We start from the raw sequence: 20,838 nt of genomic DNA, 5'->3' as shown, positions 1-20,838 counted from the left end.
GGCTCACATGCCTGTCTCATGGACCTTGCTCGTCGTCCTTGCCCTTGCCGGCGCGGGCTATCTTGTCGCCCGCGCGCGCGTCGTCGCGATGGCCGGGGGCGATGTGCGGCGGCTGCATTCGCGGCCCAGCTATCACGGCTGGAACGCCGCCCTGCTGACGGCGCTGCCGGCGCTGTTCCTGATCGCGATCTGGCGCTTCGTGCAGCCGGCCGCGAACCCGACGCCCGTCGCCATCCTGGCGCTGGTGCTGGCCGCGGCCGGGCTGGGCCTTGCGCTTTTCCGCGCCGCGCCGGGCTTTCGCGCCCGCAACGCGGTCGAAGCCATGGTCAAGGGCCTGCTGATCCTGTGTTCCAGCATCGCCATCCTGACCACCGCCGGGATCGTCTTTTCGATGCTGTTCGAAACCGGGCATTTCTTCCAGAAATATTCCTGGCACGAGTTCTTCTTTGGCACCACCTGGTCGCCGCGTTTCGGCGGCGGCTCGCAGCTGGGCATCCTGCCGCTGCTGTGGGGCACGATCTACATCTCGCTGATCGCGTTGGCGGTCTCGGTGCCGATCGGGCTGTTCGCGGCGATCTACATGTCCGAATACGCCTCGGCCAGGCTGCGCGGCGTGGCCAAGCCCATGATCGAGGTGCTGGCCGGCATCCCGACCATCGTCTACGGCCTTTTCGCGCTGATCACCGTGGGCCCCATGCTGCGCGACTATTTCGCCCAGCCGTTGGGCCTGGGCAATTCCGGCTCGTCGGTGATGACGGCGGGGCTGGTCATGGGCATCATGCTGATCCCCTTCGTCAGCTCGCTGTCGGACGACATCATCAACGCCGTGCCGCAATCCTTGCGCGACGGCGCGCTGGGCCTGGGCTCGACGCAATCGGAAACCGTGCGCAAGGTGGTGCTGCCCGCCGCGCTGCCGGGCATCGTCGGCGCCGTCCTGCTGGCCGCGTCCCGCGCCATCGGCGAGACGATGATCGTCGTGCTGGGCGCGGGGGCCGCCGCCCGCATGGACCTGAACCCGTTCGAGGCCATGACCACGATCACCGTCAAGATCGTCAGCCAGCTGACCGGCGACAACGATTTCGCCGCGCCCGAGACGCTGGTCGCCTTTGCGCTGGGGCTGACCCTTTTCGTCATCACGCTGGGGCTGAACATCGTCGCCCTCTACGTCGTGCGCAAATACCGGGAGCAATACGAATGAGCGACGCAACCCTGCAAGGCGCGCAGCCCCGCCCGTCGCTGCTGGCCGCCGACCCGCGCACCCGCAAGCGCAACGCCGCCGAGGCGCGGTTCCGCGCCTATGGGCTGGGCGCCATCCTGGTCTCCATGGTGATGCTGGTGATCCTGCTCTTCACCATCCTGACCGGCGGCATCGGCGCCTTTCGCCAGACCTACCTGGAAATCCCGGTCGCGCTGGACGCGGCGCAGCTGGACAAGAACGGCAACCGCGACCCCGCCGACCTGCGCAAGGTCCTGACCCTGACCTATGGCAAGATCCTGCAGCAATCGCTGGAACAGTCCATCGCCGACAAGGGCATCGCCATCGCCGAGCTGTCCGACAAGGACGTCTCGGGCCTGATCTCGAAAGAGGCCTCGGCGCAGCTGCGCAACCGCGTGCTGGCGGACCCCGAGCTGATCGGCCAGACCGTCGAGGCCCGCGTGCTGGTGAACGGCCGGGTCGACGGCTATTACAAGGGCCGCGTCAGCATGGAAAGCGCGGCGCGCGACGCCAATACCTCGCCGGCGCAGCTGCAACTGGCCGATGCGCTGAAGGCGCAGGGCATGCTGGCGACCCAGTGGAACTGGTCCTTCCTGACCAGCCCCGACGCCTCGGACCAGCGCCCCGAGGCCGCCGGCGTCGGCATCGCCATCCTCGGCTCGCTCTACATGATGCTGGTGGTGCTGGTGCTGTCGGTGCCGATCGGCGTCGCCGCCTCGATCTACCTGGAAGAGTTCGCGCCCAAGAACCGCTGGACCGACATCATCGAGGTGAATATCTCGAACCTGGCCGCGGTGCCCTCGATCGTCTTCGGCATCCTGGGCCTTGCCGCCTTCATCAACTTTGCCGGGCTGCCGCAATCGGCGCCCATCGTTGGCGGCCTGGTGCTGACCCTGATGACGCTGCCCACCATCATCATCGCCACCCGCGCGGCGCTGAAGGCGGTGCCGCCCTCGATCCGCGACGCGGCGCTGGGGGTGGGGGCGTCCAAGATGCAGTCGGTGTTCCACCACGTCCTGCCGCTGGCCATGCCGGGCATCCTGACCGGCACCATCATCGGCCTGGCCCAGGCCCTGGGTGAGACCGCGCCGCTCTTGCTGATCGGCATGGTGGCCTTCGTCAAGAACTTCCCCTCGGCCCCGCCGGACGGGCTGTTCGAACCCGCCTCGGCCCTGCCGGTCCAGGTCTACAACTGGACCCAGCGCGCCGACCCCGCCTTCATCGAGCGCGCCTCGGGGGCGATCATCGTGCTGCTGGTGTTCCTGCTCTGCATGAACCTGCTTGCCATTCTCCTGCGCCGCAAGTTCGAGCGCCGGTGGTAATCTCGGGAAGGAGACCCGATATGAACGACATGAGACTTCTGGAGCGCAGCGTGGACCAGTCGGAAATCAAGATCGCCGCCCGCGACGTGCAGGTCTGGTATGGCGAAAAACACGCGATCAAGGACGTGAACGTCGATCTGCTGGACAAGACCGTGACCGCCTTCATCGGTCCCTCGGGCTGCGGCAAGTCCACCTTCCTGCGTTGCCTGAACCGCATGAACGACACCATCGACATCAGCCGGGTCGAGGGTAAGATCACGCTCGACGGCGAGGACATCTACGACAAGCGCGTGGACCCGGTGCAGCTGCGCGCCCGCGTCGGCATGGTATTCCAGAAGCCGAACCCCTTTCCCAAGTCGATCTATGACAACGTGGCCTATGGCCCGCGCATCCACGGCCTGGCCCGCAACCGTGCCGAGCTGGACGAGATCGTCGAGAAATCGCTGCGCGGCGCGGCGCTGTGGAACGAGGTCAAGGACCGCCTGCAGGATCCCGGCACCGGCCTGTCGGGCGGACAGCAGCAGCGGCTTTGCATCGCCCGCGCCGTGGCGACCCAGCCCGAGGTGCTGCTGATGGACGAGCCCTGCTCGGCGCTGGACCCCATCGCCACCAGCCAGGTCGAGGAGCTGATCGACCAGTTGCGCGCCCAGTTCTCGGTGGTGATCGTGACCCATTCCATGCAGCAGGCGGCCCGCGTCAGCCAGAAGACCGCCTTCTTCCACCTGGGCAACCTGGTGGAATACGGCAACACCGACGACATCTTCACCAATCCGCGCGATCCGCGCACCGAAAGCTATATCTCGGGCCGCATCGGCTAGGCCGGAAAGGGATCTGACATGAACAACGAACGCCACATCCTGTCCGCCTTCGACCGTGACCTGGAAACCGTGCAGGCCCTGGTCGTCAAGATGGGCGGCATGGTCGAAAGCGCCATCCACGACGCCGCCATCGCGCTGGAGACCCGCGACGGCGAGCTGGCCGACGACATCCGCCGCCGCGACAAGGCCATCGACGCGCTGGAGCATCAGATCAACGAGGAGGCGGCGCGCCTGATCGCGCTGCGGGCGCCGCGGGCGACCGACCTGCGCATGGTGCTGTCGGTCATCAAGATCTCGCATATCCTCGAGCGGGTGGGCGATTACGCCAAGAACATCGCCAAGCGCAGCAACGTGCTGGCCGACATGCCAGCCATCGACGGCGCCGGCATGGCGCTGCGCCGCATGTCCGCCACGGTCGAGGCGATGATGAAGGACGCGCTGGACAGCTATATCCAGCGCGACGCCGCGCTGGCCGGCGACGTGCGCAAGCGCGACCTCGAGGTGGACCAGATGTATAACGCGCTGTTTCGCGAGTTCCTGACCCATATGATGGAAGACCCGCGCAACATCACCGCCTGCATGCACCTGCATTTCATCGCCAAGAACATCGAGCGCATGGGCGACCACGCCACCGGCATCGCCGAGCAGGTGATCTACCTGGCCACGGGCGAGTTGCCCGAGGATCCGCGCCCCAAGGGCGAAAGCGTGCCGCGCATGGAGGGGGCCTGATCCATGGCGCAGACCCAACCCTGTGTCCTGGTCGTCGAGGACGAAGGCGCACAGCGCGAGGTGCTGAAATACAACCTCGAGGCCGAGGGCTTCGACGTCGTGCTGGCCGAGAACGGCGACGAGGCCATGCTGCTGGTGGCCGAGGAGCAGCCCGACCTGATCGTGCTGGACTGGATGCTGCCCAATGTCAGCGGCATCGAGGTCTGCCGCCGGGTCAAGGCCGACCCCTCGACGCGGCAGATCCCGATCATCATGCTGTCGGCGCGTTCCGAAGAGGTGGACCGGGTGCGCGGGCTGGAGACCGGCGCCGACGACTATGTGGTCAAGCCCTATTCCGTGGTCGAGCTGATGGCGCGGCTGCGCACCCAGCTGCGCCGCACCCGGCCGGCCTCGATGGGCGAAAGGCTCAGCTTCGGCGACATCATCCTGGATGCGGGCGAGCATCGGGTGTTCCGCGCCGGCCAGCCGCTGCACCTGGGGCCGACCGAATTCCGCCTGCTCTCGACGCTGATGGAAAAGCCCGGCCGCGTCTGGACGCGCGAGCAATTGCTGGACCGGGTCTGGGGCCGCGACATCTATGTCGACACCCGCACCATCGACGTCCATGTCGGCCGGCTGCGCAAGGCGCTGATGGCCCATGGCGGCGACAACCCGGTGCGCACGGTGCGCGGCACCGGCTATTCGCTGGGCTGAGGATCCGGCCCCCGCCGTTTTCCTGCCCCCCGCTACCGTGGCTGGCGGCCCCCGCCTGCATGCGGGGCCGGTGCGGCCAAGGGGCGCAGAGCGTTCCAGGCTCACCCCTCCCACCAGGGAGCCTCGAGCCGCGAAATCCTGCGGCCGAAGCTCCGACCCGTTCCTGGGCTGGCGGACACCCGGCCGACCGCAGCGCGCCACGCCTTCGCAGAGGAGCGCCGGCGGTTCGGAAGCGCCGTGTGGCTTCCAGGTTCTGCACTCGCAAGCGGGCTTTCGTTTGGGAGCAGTTCGTGCTTCGAGCGTCTTGCGGAGCTTGAATGGCACCTCTCGCGCTGAGGGATCGGGAATGGGCGCGGATTGCACCGCTTCTTCCCGACAAGCCTCGTGGCCTTGCGCGGACGGACGACCGGCGCGTCCTGAACGGGTTTTCTCCGTCCTGCGGACAGCGCCGCCTTGGCGCGACCTTCCCAAGCGTTACGGTCCATATGCGACCGCTTCCAACCGATGGGCCAGTGTGGGCGTTTGGCTTCGGGTTTTCTAGGCCTTGGCGGCCGCTTCGCTCCAGTCGATGCCGTTGATCGACAGTTCCATCATCCGGGCTCACCAGCATGCCGCCGGCGAAAAGGGGCCCCGGATCATGCCATCGACCGCTCTCGTGGAGGACTGACCAGCAAAATCCATGTTGTGCTCGACGAAAGCGGACTGCCGGTTCGCCTCGCTCCTGCGGCGGGCCAGGCTTCCGACAAGGTGCGGCGCCCGCGCTGCTTGAACAGCCGCCCGCCGCCTGCATCGTCGCTGCCGGTCGCGGCTATCACGGGCAGCACCTGGTCGATCTGGTTGCCCGACGGGACGGGCAAGCCCAGATCCCCACCCAGCGCAACCGCAAGGTCCAGCGATCGCTCGACCCAGCAGCCATCTGCCGCCAGGGTCTACGGGTCTACGGGTCTACGGGTCTACGGGTTTTGCCGATCCGGGGAACTTCCCTTCCGATTGCCGGGTCGTGCAGACGGCAACCGCCAGCCGCGGGAACTGGTCCCGCGGCTGGCTTTCGGTCTTGCGGCTGGGGGCTTGAACTCCCGCACCCCGCGCCCCGCAGTCAGTTCTGCGCCAGCAGGTCGGTGATGCGGCGCACGGCGACGCGGCGGTTCTGCCGCTCGGGCCCGTCGGTCGGCACCAGCAGGAACTGCTCGCCATAGCCCTGCACCACCATGTTCTCGGGCGGCACCTGGAAATATTCCGCCAGCGCCAGCGCCACCGATTCCGCCCGGCGGTCGGACAGCGCCAGATTGGCGGCATCCGAGCCGACGGCATCGGTATAGCCCTCGATCATGTAGATCTCGCGCGGGTTCTGGTCGATGCTGTCGCGGATCACCTTGCCCAGCGTCGCCAGTTGCTGCGCCTGGTCGGGGGTGATCGCCGAGGAGCCGGTGTCGAAGGTGATCTCGGGCACGTTCACCGGCGCGACCAGGGCGCGGACCTCGGGGATGTTTCGGACCTGGCCCAGGCTGAAGCGGCGGTCCACCGCCGCCTCGCGGTTCAGCGACTCGCGCAGCGCGGCCTCGTCCAGCCGCTCGCGGTTGATGCGGACCGGCGGCGGCGCCGGCAGGGTCGAGATCTGCACCGGCTGCGCCTGGGTATCGTCGATCAGCCGGGTTTCGGTGCCATCGGCACGCAGCAGGGTGCGGCGCAGGATGTTCATGTTCGCGTCGCGGATGGTGACGACCCGGCTGCCGTCGGCACGCACCACCGTGGTCCGGGTCGAGCCGTCGTCGAAGGTTTCCGTCTGCACGTTCGAGCCCGGCCGGTACAGCAGGGTATTGTCGTCCTTGATCACCTGCTGGCTGCCGTCGGGCAGGGTGACGACCACCCGGTCGCCGGTGTTCAGCGCCACCTGGCGGTCGTCGGACAGCATCTTGCCGACCGCCATCCCGGCCGCACCGGCAAGCAGCAGCTTGGCGATGTCCTTGACCGTGTCGTCGTCATCGTCGTCCTGGGGCGCCTCCTGCGCTTGCGGGTCGGCGGCGGGCTGCTGCTGTTGCTGTTGCATGCCCTGCATGACCGAGGTGGCGAATTCCTCGGCCGAACTGCGGGCGTTTTCCTCGGTGATCTGCATCTCGTCCAGCTGGCCCTGCGCCGGTTCGGCATCGCCGGCGGCCAGGGCGGCGGCTGCCGCGGGGGCCGCTTCCTCGGCCGCGCGCTGCGCGACGGCGTTCGGCTGCGCCTGGGCCTCGGGTGCCTGCACCTCGGCGGCCTGTTCCGGCTGGCCTTGCTCGGGTTGGGGCTGCTCCGGCTGGGCCTGCCCGGTTTGGGCCTGCCCGGCCTGGCCTTGCTCGGGCGCGGTCTCTTCGGGTTGCGCGGACTGGCCGTCGGCCTGTTCCTGCAAGCGGCGCTCCAGCTCTTGTGCATCGGGGCGCGGTTCTTCGCCCGTGGCCTGTTCGCCGGGCAGAGCCTGCTCCGAGGGCTGGTCCGATTCGGGCCCGCTCTCTTGCGCCTGCTCTTGCAGGCGGCGTTCCAGTTCCTGCGCATCGGGGGTCTGGGAAGGCTGGGCCTCATCCGCGCGGGCCGGGTCGGCCTGCGGTTCCGCCTGTCCGGCCGATTGCGGCTGTTCGGCCGAGGTCTCGGCCTCGAGCGCCTTCTTCAGCGCCTCTGCGTCCTGGGCCGGTTCCGCCTGCCCGGCCTGGCCGGCATCCTGCGGCGTGACCGCATCCGGCTTTTGCGCGGGGGCGGGATCGGTCGTGGTCACGGCTTCGGGGGTGTCCGGCTTGGGCGCAGGCTCGCCTTGCGGGGCCGCCTGCTCGGGTTGCGCGGCCTGGGGCTTGGCCGGCGGCTCGGCCGCCTCGACCACCGGGGGCTTGGGTTGCGGCTCCTCGGCCTGGGTCACTTCGGGCTTGGGTGCGGGGGAAGGGGCCGGCTGCTCTTGCTGTGCGGCCTCGCTCTGGGCTTGCGGCTCTGCGGCCGGTTCGGCGCCGGGCTCTGCGGCAGGTTCCGCGGGGGCTTCGGTTTCGGCGCCCTGCGCCTGCGGCTCGGCGGGGGCCTCGCCCTCGGCCTGCGGCTGTTCGGCCGGTTCCGGGGCAGGCTCTGCCGCGGGTTCGGGCGGCTCTTGCGGCTGCCCGGCCTCGGCCCCAGCTTGCTGGTCCGGCGGCAGGATGACCTGTTCGTCAGCGCCTTGGCCCTGCTGGTCCTGCGCCACCGCCAGTTGCGGGGCGATCAGGGACAGGCAGGTCACCATCGCGGTCGTGGTCTTGTAGATGCGGCGCATGTCGGTCCTCTTTTTCCGATGGTCGCTTGATCCCGGATCAACCTTCGGCCATCGGTGCAGTTCCCCAACAAGCGCGTGACCGCCGCGTGATCGGAGAGGCGAGGGGCCTCAGCCGCCGCTCAGCGCCAGCCTGCCACCAGCCATGCGCTGGACCCGGCCCGACAGTTCCAGCGCCAGGATCGCGGGGGCGAGGACCGCGGCGGGCACCCCCAGGTCGCGGATCAGCATGTTCTCTTCGGTCGGGCTGGGGCCAAGCCGCGCCAGGATCCGCCCCTCCAGGTTCACCGGGCCGCCGGCGTCGCGCGGCCGGTGCGTCGCCACCGGGCGGGGGGTGTCGTGGCCCAGTTCCGCAAGCCGGCGGGCGACGGCGGCCGGCTGCCTGACCCGCCCGGAGACCGGAGCGGTCGGGGTAGGGGCCGGCGCGGGCTGTTCCGCCGCGGCCGCCGGGGCGTTCGATTGCAAGGCCGCCAGCACATCGGCGGAATTGCGCACCAGCAAGGCGCCGTCGCGGATCAGCGCATTGCAGCCGGCGGCCCGCGCATCCATCGGATGGCCCGGCACCGCCATCACCTCGCGCCCCTGGTCCAGCGCGCAGCGCGCGGTGATCAGGCTGCCCGAGCGATGCGCAGCCTCGACCACGACCACGGCGCGCGACAGGCCCGAGATGATGCGGTTGCGGGCCGGGAAATGCCGCGCCACGGGTTCCGTCCCCGGCGGCTGTTCGGTGACGAGCAGGCCGGTTTCGCAGATCGCCTCGGCCAGGGCCGCGTTTTCGCTGGGATAGATCATGTCGATGCCGCCGGCCATGACCGCGATGGTGCCGCCGTGCAGCGCGGCCTCATGCGCGACGGTGTCGATGCCGCGCGCCAGCCCGGCGACGACCGCCGCGCCCGATTGCGACAGGCCCGCGGCCATGCCCCGCGCCATGCGCAGGCCCAGCGACGAGGCGTTGCGCGCGCCGATCACCGCCACGGGCATGCGCTCCAGCACCGCCATGTCGCCGCGCAGCCACAGCACCGGCGGCGCCTCGGCCACCGTGCGCAGCAGGGCGGGGTAATCCGGGTCGCCCCAGGTCACCAGCCGGGCGCCGGCGCGGCGGCCGGACGCGATCTCGGCCTCGGCGACCGAAAGGGGGCAGGGGGTGTAGTCCTGGATCCCCGCGGCCTGGGCCATCGCGGGCAAGGCGGCCAGCGCCGCCTGGGCGCTGCCATGTTCGCCCAGCAGCCGGTGGAAGGTCGCCGGCCCCACCTTGCGAGAGCGGATGAGGCGCAAGGCCGCAAGCCCCTCCCCTTTTGGGCGGGGTCCGTGGTGGGGGTCCAAGGAAAGCTGCCTTGCCATCATGATCCATGCCTCTGCCTGATCCGCAGGCCGAAACATCGCATGGCAAAGGTTAAGAATGGGTTAGCCGGCGAAGAATTTCTTCAACCCCTTGGAATCGCGGCCGTTCAGGTCGCCGAGCCGCCGATGGTCAGCCCGCCGATGCGCAGCGTGGGCAGGCCGACGCCGACCGGGACCCATTGCCCCTGCTTGCCGCAATTGCCGATTCCCGGATCCAGCGACAGGTCGTTGCCGATGGCGCGGATCTGCCCCAGCGCGGTCGCGCCGTCGCCGATCAGCGTCGCGCCGCGGATCGGGTCGCCGACCTGGCCGTTCTTCACCCGATAGGCCTCGGTGCAGGAGAACACGAACTTGCCGTTGGTGATGTCCACCTGCCCGCCGCCGAAGCCGACCGCATAGATGCCGTCCTCGAGCCCGGCAAGGATCGAGGCCGGATCCTCGGACCCCGCCAGCATGAAGGTATTGGTCATGCGCGGCATGGGCGCATGGGCATGGCTTTGCCGGCGCCCGTTGCCGGTCGGCGCCACCCCCATCAGCCGGGCGTTCTGCCGGTCCTGCATGTAGCCGACCAGAATCCCGTCCTCGATCAGGACGTTGCGGCCGGGGGGCGTGCCCTCGTCATCGACCGAGATCGAGCCGCGCCGGTCGGGAATGGTGCCGTCGTCGACCACGGTCACGCCGGGCGCGGCGACGCGCCGGCCCATCAGCCCGGCAAAGGCGGAGTGCCCCTTGCGGTTGAAATCCCCCTCGAGCCCGTGGCCCACGGCTTCGTGCAGCAGGATGCCGGGCCAGCCCGGCCCCAGCACCACGTCCATCACGCCTGCAGGCGCCGGGACCGAGCGCAGGTTGACCAGCGCGATGCGCAGCGCCTCGCGCACTAGCCCCTGCCAATGCTCGGGCGCGACCAGGCCCGTAAGGCCGATGCGCCCGCCGCCGCCGGCGGTTCCCGATTCGCGCCGCGCGTTGGATTCCACGATGACCGAGACGTTCAGCCGCGCCATCGGGCGGATGTCGGTGGCCAGCCCGCCCTCGGGGCGCAGGATCGCCACTTCCTGCACCGAAGTCGCGATGCTGGCCGAGACCTGGACCACCCGCGGGTCCAGTCCGCGCGCGAATGCGTCGATTTGCCGCAGAAGCGCCACGCGGGCGGCAAAGGGCACCTCTTCGGCCGGGTCGATGGCGGCGTAAAGCGGGCGGATTTCGCCTTGCGGTGGCAAGGCCAGCGTGCCGCCGCCGGCGCCGACCGCCAGCCGCACCGTCTGGGCCGCCTTCTTCAGCGCGGCCTCGTCGATCTCGGTCGAATGGGCATAGCCCGTCACCTCGCCGCGCACGGCGCGCAGGCCAAAGCCCTGTTCGGCGTCATAACTGGCGGTGCGCAGCCGGCCGTCGTCGAAGACCAGCGCCTCGGAACGCGCGCGTTCCAGGAAAAGTTCGCCGTCATCCGCGCCCGCCAAGGCGTCGCGCAGGATGCGCAGCGCGCGGTCCTGATCGAGATGCGTCCGAAAGGGCGAAAACGAAGCGTCTGTCATGGAACCGGTCCTTGTCATGTCGCCCGGCCTAGGGGTTTTTTGACAAGAAGTCGATAGGTATGGCTTGCCCGCCGGGGTAAGATATGGTTCTGGTGCAGGACCGAATGCTGGGGGCTCTGGGACAGGGGTCTGCCGGTGGCATGATAGGCAACGGGATGGGATGATGGCAATTGCGACCAAGCGCCGCGGGGTGGCGGCGGTGATGAGCCTGGGAGTTGCGACGATGACGGCCGTGCCGGCCTGGGCGCAGGACGTGCTGGGCGATCTGCCGGTGATCGGCAAGCCGGTGAACGGCGGGATGAACTTCCAGCCGGCGTCGAGCCCGCTGGCGCATGACCAGCAATGGCTGGATCATTTCGTGCTCTACATCATCACGGCCGTGACGATCTTCGTCTGCCTGCTGCTGCTGATCTGCATCGTGCGCTTCAACCGCCGGGCGAATCCGGTGCCGGCGCGCTTTACCCACAACACCCCGATCGAGGTGATCTGGACCCTGGTCCCGGTGCTGATCCTGGTCGCCATCGGCGCCTTCTCGCTGCCGATCCTGTTCCGCAGCCAGGAGATGCCGAACGATCCCGACCTGGTGATCAAGGCCATCGGCCACCAGTGGTATTGGTCCTATGAATATCCCAACGACGCCATCGCCTTCGATGCGCTGATGCTGGAGAAGGAAGCCCTGGCCGACGCCGGCTATTCCGAGGACGAATACCTGCTGGCCACCGACAATGCCGTCGTGGTTCCGGTCGGCAAGAAGGTGCTGGTGCAGGTGACGGCGACCGACGTGATCCACGCCTGGACCGTGCCCGCCTTTGCCGTCAAGCAGGACGCCGTGCCGGGCCGCATCGCGCAGCTGTGGTTCTCGGTCGACCAGGAAGGCGTCTATTTCGGCCAGTGTTCCGAGCTTTGCGGCATCAACCACGCCTATATGCCCATCGTCGTCAAGGCGGTCAGCCAGGAGAAATACGACGCCTGGCTTGCCGGCGCGAAAGAGGAATTCGCCGCCGACGCCTCGGACTACCTGCCCGCCGGCCCCATCAAGCTGGCCTCGGCAGAGTAAGGTCGGGCCGTGGCCGATATCAACGCATACGAGGGGCCCGCCGAGGCGGGCTTCGGCGACTATGTCGCGCTGCTGAAGCCGCGCGTCATGTCGCTGGTGGTGTTCACGGCCTTCGTCGGCCTGTGGATCGCGCCGCAGCCGGTCAACCCCTTCGTCGCCTTCTGCGCGGTGCTGTTCATCGCGCTGGGAGGCGGCGCCTCGGGCGCCCTCAACATGTGGTATGACGCCGACATCGACGCGGTGATGCGCCGCACGGCGGGCCGTCCGGTGCCCTCGGGCCGCGTGACCTCGGGCGAGGCGCTGGCGGTCGGCATCGCGCTGTCGGGCCTGTCGGTGATGATGCTGGGGCTGGCGGCGAACTGGTTCGCGGCCGGGTTCCTGGCCTTCACCATCTTCTTCTATGCCGTGGTCTACACGATCTGGCTGAAGCGCTCGACGCCGCAGAACATCGTCATCGGCGGCGCGGCGGGGGCGTTTCCGCCGATGATCGGCTGGGCCTGCGCCACCGGCGGCATCGGCATCGAGTCGCTCTTGATGTTCGCGCTGATCTTCTTCTGGACGCCGCCGCATTTCTGGGCGCTGGCGCTGTTCATGAAGGACGACTATTCCAAGGCCGGCGTCCCCATGCTGACCGTGACGCATGGCCGCAGGGTGACGCGCTGCCACATCTTCGCCTATACGCTGGTGCTGGCGCCCTTTGCGATCTGGCTGGGCTTCACCTCGGTCGGCGGGCCGCTCTACCTGGCGGTCTCGGCGGTGCTGAACGTGCTGTTCATCGCCGGCGGCTGGCAGATCCTGCGCCGCGACGAGGACCAGGCCCAGGCCGACGGCTACCGGGTCGAGAAGCGCTATTTCCGCCTGTCGCTTTACTACACCTTCCTGCATTTCCTGGCGCTTCTGGTCCAGCATTGGATCGGGGGGTGGTGATGCTGCCCCAGGTCGAACACGAGCTGCACAAGCGCCGCCGCAGCCGCAACATCGGGCTGCTGGTCGTGCTGCTGGCCTTCGTGGCGCTGGTCTTCGGGCTCTCGGTGGTCAAGATCACCCAGGGCGACATGATGCAGGGCTATGACCACCGCCCGCGCGCCTCGATGCTGCCGCAGGATCCCGATCCGCCGGCGGCCAATGCCGCGCCGGTCGCGGCGCCGGGCACGCCGGCGGCCAACCAGGAGGCAGGCGAATGAGCGGACAACCGAGGTCGAACGGCCGCACCGTGGCCATGCTGGCCGGCGTCGTCGTGCTGATGGGCGCGCTTTCCTGGGCGGCGGTGCCGTTCTATTCCTGGTTCTGCAAGGTGACGGGCTTTGCCGGCACGACCAACGTGGCCGAGGCCGCCTCGGATACCGTGCTGGAGGAAAAGATCCGCGTGCGCTTCGACGCCAATGCCGACAGCAACCTCGGCTGGACCTTCCGCCCCATGCAGCGCGAGATGGAGCTGAAGATCGGCGAGAACGCCATCGCCTTCTACGAGGCGATCAACAATACCGACCAGCCCGTCACCGGCACCGCCAGCTATAACGTGGCGCCCGATGCGGCCGGCTATTTCTTCAACAAGATCGAGTGCTTCTGCTTTACCGAGCAGACGCTGGCACCGGGCGAGCGGGTCGAGATGCCGGTCAGCTTCTTCGTCGATGCCGATCTGGTGAACGACCGCGACGCGGGCCGCATCCGCGACATCACCCTGTCCTATACCTTCCACCGGACCGATCCTCCCGCGCCCAAGCAGGCGGCGCTGGACGCGAAAACGGAACCGACCGTAAACTGAGCAACAAGAACCAGCAACAGCCGGGAACGCAGCCATGGCCCATGTAAAGAACCACGATTATCAGATCCTGCCGCCATCGATCTGGCCCTTCCTCGGCGCGATCGGCGCCTTCGTGATGCTGACTGGCGCGGTCGCCTGGATGAAGGGAATCACGGTCTTCGGGCTGCCGGTCGAGGGGCCGTGGATGTTCCTGATCGGCCTGGCCGCCGTTCTCTACACCATGTTCGGCTGGTGGGTCGATGTCGTGAACGAGGGCGAGTCGGGCGAACATACCCCGGTGGTGCGGATCGGCCTGCAATACGGCTTCATCCTGTTCATCATGTCCGAGGTGATGTTCTTCGTCGCCTGGTTCTGGGCCTTCATCAAGAACGCCATGTATCCGATGGGGCCGGACAGCCCGATCAAGGACGGCGTCTGGCCGCCGGAAGGCATCGTCACCTTCGACCCCTGGCACCTGCCGCTGATCAACACGCTGATCCTGCTGCTGTCGGGCGTCGCCGTGACCTGGGCCCACCACGCCTTCGTGCATGAGGGCGACCGCAGGACGACGATCAACGGGCTGATCGTCGCCGTGATCCTGGGCGTCTGCTTCACCGCGCTGCAGGCCTATGAATACAGCCACGCCGCCTTCGGCATGGCCGACACGGTCTATGCCGGCACCTTCTTCATGGCCACGGGCTTCCACGGCTTCCACGTCATCATCGGCACGATCTTCCTGTTCGTCTGCCTGATCCGCCTGATCAAGGGCCAGATGACCCAGCAGCAGCATGTCGGCTTCGAGGCCGCCGCCTGGTACTGGCACTTCGTCGATGTGGTCTGGCTGTTCCTCTTTGTCGTGATCTATATCTGGGGCCGCTGATCCCGACAGACATTTCCACGGCGCGGGGCAGATGTTCCCGCGCCGTTTGCTTTGGAGGCCCGCCCATGCGCCGTTACCTGTTCCCGCTGATCGTCGGCGTGCTGGGCTGTGCCATCCTGATCTCTCTGGGCGTCTGGCAACTTCAGCGGCTGGACTGGAAAGAGGGGATGATCGCGCAGATCCAGCAAAGGATCGAGGGCGCGCCCGTGGCCCTGCCGGCCGCGGTGGACCCGTCGATGAAATACATGCCGGTGCTGGTCTCGGGCCAGACCACGGGCGAGGAAATCAACGTGCTGTCCGGCACGCGCGAGCTGGGCGGCGGCTACCAGGTGGTCTCGGCCTTCCTGACCGACGACGGGCGCCGGATCCTGCTGGACCGGGGCTTCGTCGACCAGGACCACAAGCGCGACCCGCGCCCCCCGGTGCGGCTGCAGGTCGCGGGCAACCTGCATTGGCCCGACGAGAAGGGCAGCGCCACGCCCGAGCCCAACCTGGCCGAGAACGTCTGGTTCGCCCGCGACGTGCCCGCCATGGCCGCGCAGCTGGGGACAGAGCCGATCCTGGTCGTCGCGGCCGAGGTTCGCGGCGATGCCCAGGGCGTGCAGCCGATCCCGGTCGCGGTCGAGGGCATTCCGAACAACCACCTGAGCTATGCCGTGCAATGGTTCATGATCGCTGCGGTTTGGGCAGGGATGACAGTGGCGCTGATCTGGCGTATCAGGCAGCGGCAATACTAGGGGAGACGCGATGCGTTACGTTTCGACTCGGGGGCGGGCTCCGGTCCTGGACTTCGAACAGGCGATGATGACCGGGCTGGCGCGCGACGGCGGGCTCTACCTGCCCGAGGCGATCCCGATGTTCTCGGCCGACGAGATCGCCCGCTTCGAGGGCCTGCCCTATGAAGAGGTCGCGCGCCGCGTCATCAGCCCCTTCGTCGGCGAAAGCTTCAGCGATGCCGAGCTGCGCGGCGCCATCGCCCGCGCCTATCAGGGCTTCGACCATATCGCCCGCGCGCCCTTGGTCCAGCTTGCGCCGGGCCATCACCTGCTGGAGCTGTTCCACGGGCCGACGCTGGCCTTCAAGGACTTCGCCATGCAGCTGATCGGCCAGCTGTTCCAGCTGGCGCTGGCGCGTTCGGGGCAGCGGGTCACGATCCTGGGCGCGACCTCGGGCGATACCGGCTCGGCCGCGATCGAGGCGTTCCGGGGCCTGTCGAACGTCGATGTGTTCATCATGTATCCGCATGGCCGCGTCAGCGAGGTGCAGCGCCGGCAGATGTCGACGCCCGCCGACGCCAATGTCCATGCGCTGGCGGTGGACGGCACCTTCGACGATTGCCAGGCGCGGCTGAAGGATCTGTTCAACGACCACGATTTCCGCGACGCGGTCGGGCTTGCCGGCGTCAACTCGATCAACTGGGCGCGGGTGCTGGCGCAGATCGTCTATTACTTCACCGCCGCCGTCAGCCTGGGCGCGCCGCGGCGCGAGGTGGATTTCACCGTGCCGACCGGCAATTTCGGCGACGTCTTCGCCGGCTCCATCGCCAAGGCCATGGGCCTGCCCATCGGCCGGCTGGTGGTGGCCACCAACCAGAACGACATCCTGCACCGGGCGCTGACCGGCGGCGAATACCGGGTGGGCACGGTCGAGCCCTCGATCAGCCCGTCGATGGACATCCAGGTCAGCTCGAATTTCGAGCGGGCGCTGTGGCTGGCCTATGACCATGACGGCAATGCGGTGTCGCGGCTGATGGACGAGCTGAAATCCGGCGGCTTCGCCATCAGCCAGGGCGCATTGCAGGCGCTGCGCGAGACCTATATCTCGGGCCGCGCCTCGGAGGCGGAGACCACGGCGATGATCGCCACCATCCGCGCCGAGACCGGCGAGGTGATCTGCCCGCATACCGCCGTCGCCGTGAAGGTGGCGCGCGAGCAACTGCGGCCGGGCGTGCCGATGATCTCGCTCTCGACCGCGCATCCGGCGAAATTCCCCGACGCGGTCGAGGCCGCGACCGCCATCCGCCCGCCCCTGCCGCCGCATATGGCGGACCTGTTCGAGCGCGACGAGCGCATCACCCGCATTGAAAACGACGCCGAGGCCATTAAATCGCTGATCCTTGAACGGAGAACAGTGTGAGCCAGATCCGCAACAGCATCCTTCCCAACGGGCTGCGCGTCGTCAGCCGCGACATGCCCGGCCTGCATTCCGCCGCCATCGGCATCTGGGTCAATGCCGGCTGCCGCGACGAGCGCGCCGAGCAGAACGGCATCGCCCATTTCCTGGAACACATGGCCTTCAAGGGCACCGCCCGGCGCAGCGCGCTGGAGATCGTCGAGTCGATCGAGAATGTCGGCGGCTATATCAACGCCTATACCTCGCGCGACGTGACCTCGTATTATGCGCGGGTGCTGGCGGGGGATGTGGAGCTGGCGCTGGACGTGATCTCGGACATCGTGATGAATCCGGTCTTCGACCAGCGCGAGATCGAGGTCGAGCGCGGCGTGATCCTGCAAGAGATCGGCCAGGCGCTGGACACGCCCGACGACGTGATCTTCGACTGGCTGCAAGAGGCGGCCTATCCCGACCAGCCCATGGGCCGCACCATCCTGGGCCCGGCCGAGCGGGTCAGCCGCTTCGACCGCGCCGACCTGTCGGGCTTCATTACCGAGCATTACGGCCCCGAGCGCATGATCGTCGCCGCCGCCGGTGCCGTCGATCACGACCGCATCCTGCGCCAGGTCGAGGCGATCTTCGGCGGCCTGCCGGCGCGCGCCCTGACCACGCGCGAGCCCGCCCGCTGGCAGGGCGCCGAGGCGCGCCGCGTCAAGGGGCTGGAGCAGGCGCATTTCGCGCTGGCCTTCGAGGGGCCGGGCTATCAGGCGCCCGATTTCTATGCCGCGCAGATCTGGACCTCGGCGCTGGGGGGCGGCATGTCCTCGCGCCTGTTCCAGAAGCTGCGCGAGGAAAAGGGCCTGTGCTATTCGATCTTCGCGCAGTCCGGTTTCCACGACGATACCGGCATGGTGACGATCTATGCCGGCACCTCGGGCGAGCAGATCGCCGATCTGGCCAACCTGACCGTGGACGAGCTGAAGCGCTCGGCCGAGGACATGACCGAGGCCGAGGTGGCCCGTGCGCGCGCCCAGCTCAAGGCCGGGCTGCTGATGGGGCTGGAAAGCCCGACCGGCCAGGCCGAACGCATGGCGCGGTCGCTGGCGATCTGGGGCCGGGTGCCGGACCCGGCCGAGGTGGCGGAACGCATCGACGCCGTGACCGTGGCCGACATCCGCGCCCATGCCGAGCATCTGATCGCCCATGCCCGCCCGGCGCTGGCGCTTTACGGGCCGGTCGCCGGCGCGCCTTCGCGCGAGGTGCTGGCCGAAAGGCTTGCCGCCTGATGTTCTCGCGCCGCCGTCCGCCGCGCCTGGAAACCGAGCGGATGGTGCTGCGCCTGCCGGCGCATGCGGATTTCGCCCTCTGGGCGGGGCTGCGGGCCGAAAGCCGCGCCTTCCTGACCCCATGGGAGCCGGTCTGGGCGCCCGATCACCTGACCAAGCGCGGCTTTACCAACCGGGTCTATTGGGCGCAGCGTGCCAGCCGCAACGGCACGGCGCTGCCCCTGTTCCTGATCCGGCGCGACGGCGCGCTGCTGGGCGCGATCACGCTGGACAACATCCGCCGCGGCCCGGCGCAATCGGCGACCATCGGCTATTGGATCGGCCAGCCCTTTGCCCGGCAGGGCTATATGCGCGAGGCGATCGGCGCGCTGGTGCAGCACGCCTTCGGCGAGATGGACCTGAGCCGGATCGAGGCCGCCTGCCTGCCGGAAAATACCCCTTCGCGCGGTGTGCTTGAGCGTTCCGGCTTCAAATACGAGGGCGTGGCGCAGAGCTATCTCCAGATCAACGGGCGCTGGCGCAACCATGTGCTTTACGCCAACCTGCGCCACGACCGGCGCGGCAAGACCGAGGTGCGCTGATGCTGAACCAGGCCGACGACGCCCTGGCCGCGATGCTGCCCGCAGGCGTGTTGCGCGAGGTGACACCCGCCTACCTGGAAGAGCCGCGCGGCCGCTACCTGGGCCGGGCCGGGCTGGTTGCCGCCCCGCGCAGCACGGATGAGGTCGCCGCCGTGGTCCGCGCCTGCGCCGCGGCGCGTGTGGGCATCGTGCCCCGCGGTGGCGGCACCGGCCTGGTCGCGGGCCAGGTCATGCCCGACGGCCCGGCGCCGCTGATCCTGTCGCTGGAACGGATGACGGCGCTGCGCGGCATCTGGCCCGAAGAGAACGTGCTGGTGGCCGAGGCCGGCATGACCCTGCAAGCCGTGCGCGACGCGGCCGAAACCGCCGGCCGGCTGTTCCCGCTGTCGCTGGCCAGCCAGGGCACCGCCGCCATCGGCGGCTGCCTTGCGACCAATGCCGGCGGCGTCACCGCGCTGCGCTATGGCACGGCGCGGGCGCTCTGCCTGGGGATCGAGGCGGTGCTGCCCGACGGCTCCGTGGTTCACGACCTCAAGCGGCTGCGCAAGGACAATACCGGCTATGACCTGCGCGACCTCTTGATCGGGGCCGAGGGCAGCCTGGGAATCATCACCGCCGCCAGCCTGAAGCTGGTGGTGCCGCCGCCGAACATCGGCACCGCCATGCTGCAGGTGCCCGGCCCCGAGGCGGCGCTGACGCTGCTGTCTCTGGCCGAGGGGCGCATGGCCGGCGGCGTCACCGCCTTCGAGCTGATCGGCGGGCAGGGGCTGGCCTTCCTGGCCGAGGTTCTGCCCGAGATCCGCCAGCCCTTGCCCGGCGCCGAATGGTCGGTGCTGGTCGAGGTCGGCCTGCCTGAGGGGCTGCCCCCCGAGGCGGCGCTGGAGGGGCTGCTGGTGGACGCGATGGAGCGCGGCCTCGTCACCGACGGGGTGATCGCGCAATCGGGTGCGCATGCGGCGGGCTTTTGGCACCTGCGCGAACATATCCCCGAGGCGAACCGCCGCATCGGCGCCGTCGCCAGCCACGACATCAGCCTGCCCCTGTCCGAGATCGCCGGCTTCATCCGCGACGCCGGCGAGCGGCTTGCGGGCGAGGGGCTGCGGATCAACTGCTTCGGCCATCTAGGCGACGGCAACCTGCATTACAACCTGTTCCCGGCGCCAGGTCGCAGCCGTGCCGAATATGACGACCGGCGCAAGACGCTGTCCGAGCTGGTGCATGGCATGGTGGTCGCGCGCGGCGGCTCGTTCTCGGCCGAGCATGGCGTCGGGCGGCTGAAGGTCGGCGACCTGGAGCGCTGGGGCGATCCGGCGCGACTGACGGCGATGCGGGCGATCAAGGCGGCGCTTGATCCGCTGGGGATCATGAATCCGGGCGCGGTGCTTTCAGCAGCGGGCTGAGCGCCATGCGCAGGTGGTCCAGATAGGCCGTCAGCCGCGGCGGCATGAAGGGCTGCGGCAGATACAGCGCCTGGATGTCCAGCTGCGGCCGCAGGAAATCGGGCAGCAGCCGTTCCAGCCGGCCCTCGGCCAGGTCGCGGGCGACGACGAAGCTGGGGATCATCGCGATTCCCTCGCCCTCCAGCACCAGGTGCCGCACCGCCTGGGCGCTGTTCACGGTGATGCGGCCGGGCAGGGGGACGCTGACCGCCTTGCCATCCACCAGGAAGACGGCGCGTCCGGGGTTCTGTGCATTGCTGTCGCGGATATTCGCATGGTCGCGCAGATCCTCGGGCCGGGCGGGGCGGGGATGCGCGGCCAGATAGGCGGGGCTGGCGACGGCCCAGGCCTCGGTCTGGCCGATGCGGCGGGCGATCAGGCTGGAATCGGGCAGCTGGCCGATGCGCAGCGCCAGGTCGAAGCCCTCGGCCGCCAGGTCGACATAGCGGTCCGACAGGTTCAGGTCGATCTCGACCCCCGGATGCGCGCGGGTGAAATCGCGGGTCAGGGTGGTCGCGAACATCTCGCCGAAGGTCACGGGCGCGGTCACGCGCAGCCGGCCGGCCAGCGCGCCTTCCTCGGCATGGGCCTGGGCGTCCAGTTCCTCGACCGCGGCCAGCACGCGGCGCGCGGCGGCCAGGTAACGCTCGCCCGAGGGGGTCAGCGACAGGGCGCGGGTGGTGCGGTTCAGAAGCGTGACCCCCTGCTGCCCCTCCAGCGCGGCGACATATTTGCTGACCAGCTTGTTCGAGATTCCCAGCCGCTCGCCCGCCCGCGTGAACGAGCCGGCATCGACCACGGCGACAAAGGCGCGGATGCCGTCGATCCTGTCCAT

The 20,838-nt window shown here is 68.8% G+C and carries 19 protein-coding genes; 15 read left to right on the top strand and 4 right to left on the bottom strand.

The window, feature by feature from the left end:
• Positions 1–7 precede the first annotated feature (7 nt).
• The 5 genes from pstC to phoB are packed head-to-tail and all read left to right on the top strand — an operon-like array spanning position 8 to position 4,778.
• Positions 8–1,198 (top strand): phosphate ABC transporter permease subunit PstC, encoded by a 1,191-nt coding sequence (gene pstC / locus KF941_RS16770; RefSeq protein WP_214273979.1) that lies wholly within the window; start codon positions 8–10, stop codon positions 1,196–1,198.
• A complete protein-coding gene (gene pstA, locus KF941_RS16765) occupies positions 1,195–2,538 on the top strand; it encodes a phosphate ABC transporter permease PstA (RefSeq protein WP_036756844.1) in 1,344 nt (447 codons plus the stop codon). The genes pstC and pstA overlap by 4 nt, the downstream gene beginning before the upstream one ends.
• Positions 2,539–2,558: 20 nt before the next feature.
• Complete coding sequence (pstB, locus tag KF941_RS16760; protein ID WP_114534900.1) at positions 2,559–3,356, top strand: phosphate ABC transporter ATP-binding protein PstB; 798 nt, start codon at positions 2,559–2,561, stop codon at positions 3,354–3,356.
• An 18-nt stretch (positions 3,357–3,374) separates the two neighbouring features.
• Positions 3,375–4,085, top strand: coding sequence for a phosphate signaling complex protein PhoU (phoU, locus tag KF941_RS16755; RefSeq protein WP_114534901.1), 711 nt, complete (start codon positions 3,375–3,377; stop codon positions 4,083–4,085).
• A 3-nt stretch (positions 4,086–4,088) separates the two neighbouring features.
• Positions 4,089–4,778 carry a phosphate regulon transcriptional regulator PhoB gene (phoB, locus tag KF941_RS16750; RefSeq protein ID WP_036756851.1) on the top strand — a complete coding sequence of 230 codons (690 nt, stop codon included), beginning with the start codon at positions 4,089–4,091 and terminating at the stop codon, positions 4,776–4,778.
• Between the two features lie 1,096 nt (positions 4,779–5,874).
• On the opposite strand, the gene KF941_RS16745 is transcribed toward phoB, so the two are convergent.
• From KF941_RS16745 to tldD, 3 genes are all read right to left on the bottom strand, one after another.
• Positions 5,875–8,037: an OmpA family protein gene (locus KF941_RS16745; RefSeq protein ID WP_214273978.1), complete on the bottom strand. Its 2,163-nt coding sequence runs from the start codon at positions 8,035–8,037 to the stop codon at positions 5,875–5,877.
• A gap of 108 nt (positions 8,038–8,145) precedes the next feature.
• A complete protein-coding gene (dprA, locus tag KF941_RS16740) occupies positions 8,146–9,378 on the bottom strand; it encodes a DNA-processing protein DprA (protein ID WP_240540460.1) in 1,233 nt (410 codons plus the stop codon).
• A 104-nt stretch (positions 9,379–9,482) separates the two neighbouring features.
• Positions 9,483–10,904, bottom strand: a complete 1,422-nt coding sequence (gene tldD, locus KF941_RS16735) for a metalloprotease TldD (RefSeq protein WP_036756863.1) — start codon at positions 10,902–10,904, stop codon at positions 9,483–9,485.
• Positions 10,905–11,064: 160 nt separating this feature from the next.
• On the opposite strand from tldD, the gene coxB reads away from it, so the two are divergent.
• The 10 genes from coxB (at position 11,065) to KF941_RS16685 (ending at position 19,964) form a co-directional block, all read left to right on the top strand.
• The gene (coxB, locus tag KF941_RS16730) at positions 11,065–11,961 is read left to right on the top strand and encodes a cytochrome c oxidase subunit II (RefSeq protein ID WP_214273977.1); all 897 of its coding nucleotides are present in this window, start codon (positions 11,065–11,067) and stop codon (positions 11,959–11,961) included.
• Between the two features lie 9 nt (positions 11,962–11,970).
• On the top strand, positions 11,971–12,888 hold the full coding sequence (gene cyoE / locus KF941_RS16725; RefSeq protein WP_036756869.1) for a heme o synthase: 918 nt from the start codon (positions 11,971–11,973) through the stop codon (positions 12,886–12,888).
• Complete coding sequence (locus KF941_RS16720) at positions 12,888–13,145, top strand: hypothetical protein (protein ID WP_036756965.1); 258 nt, start codon at positions 12,888–12,890, stop codon at positions 13,143–13,145. The genes cyoE and KF941_RS16720 overlap by 1 nt, the downstream gene beginning before the upstream one ends.
• Positions 13,142–13,726, top strand: a complete 585-nt coding sequence (locus KF941_RS16715) for a cytochrome c oxidase assembly protein (protein WP_072460818.1) — start codon at positions 13,142–13,144, stop codon at positions 13,724–13,726. Before KF941_RS16720 ends, KF941_RS16715 begins: the two co-directional genes overlap by 4 nt.
• Before the next feature lie 34 nt (positions 13,727–13,760).
• A complete protein-coding gene (locus tag KF941_RS16710; RefSeq protein WP_072460817.1) occupies positions 13,761–14,585 on the top strand; it encodes a cytochrome c oxidase subunit 3 in 825 nt (274 codons plus the stop codon).
• A 65-nt stretch (positions 14,586–14,650) separates the two neighbouring features.
• Complete coding sequence (locus tag KF941_RS16705) at positions 14,651–15,322, top strand: SURF1 family protein (protein ID WP_072460816.1); 672 nt, start codon at positions 14,651–14,653, stop codon at positions 15,320–15,322.
• A 10-nt stretch (positions 15,323–15,332) separates the two neighbouring features.
• Positions 15,333–16,721: a threonine synthase gene (gene thrC, locus KF941_RS16700; RefSeq protein WP_214273976.1), complete on the top strand. Its 1,389-nt coding sequence runs from the start codon at positions 15,333–15,335 to the stop codon at positions 16,719–16,721.
• A complete protein-coding gene (locus KF941_RS16695) occupies positions 16,718–17,983 on the top strand; it encodes a pitrilysin family protein (RefSeq protein WP_072460814.1) in 1,266 nt (421 codons plus the stop codon). Before thrC ends, KF941_RS16695 begins: the two co-directional genes overlap by 4 nt.
• On the top strand, positions 17,983–18,564 hold the full coding sequence (locus KF941_RS16690; RefSeq protein WP_036756879.1) for a GNAT family protein: 582 nt from the start codon (positions 17,983–17,985) through the stop codon (positions 18,562–18,564). The genes KF941_RS16695 and KF941_RS16690 overlap by 1 nt, the downstream gene beginning before the upstream one ends.
• Positions 18,564–19,964 (top strand): FAD-binding oxidoreductase, encoded by a 1,401-nt coding sequence (locus tag KF941_RS16685; RefSeq protein ID WP_214273975.1) that lies wholly within the window; start codon positions 18,564–18,566, stop codon positions 19,962–19,964. The genes KF941_RS16690 and KF941_RS16685 overlap by 1 nt, the downstream gene beginning before the upstream one ends.
• On the opposite strand, the gene KF941_RS16680 is transcribed toward KF941_RS16685, so the two are convergent.
• Positions 19,927–20,838: a LysR family transcriptional regulator gene (locus KF941_RS16680; protein ID WP_214273974.1), complete on the bottom strand. Its 912-nt coding sequence runs from the start codon at positions 20,836–20,838 to the stop codon at positions 19,927–19,929. The two genes, KF941_RS16685 and KF941_RS16680, sit on opposite strands and share 38 nt — an antisense overlap.

It is taken from the genome of Paracoccus sp. pheM1, from assembly GCF_018499825.1.
Taxonomy (GTDB): Bacteria; Pseudomonadota; Alphaproteobacteria; order Rhodobacterales; family Rhodobacteraceae; genus Paracoccus; species Paracoccus versutus.
This window is presented reverse-complemented; position numbering and strand designations above follow the sequence as displayed.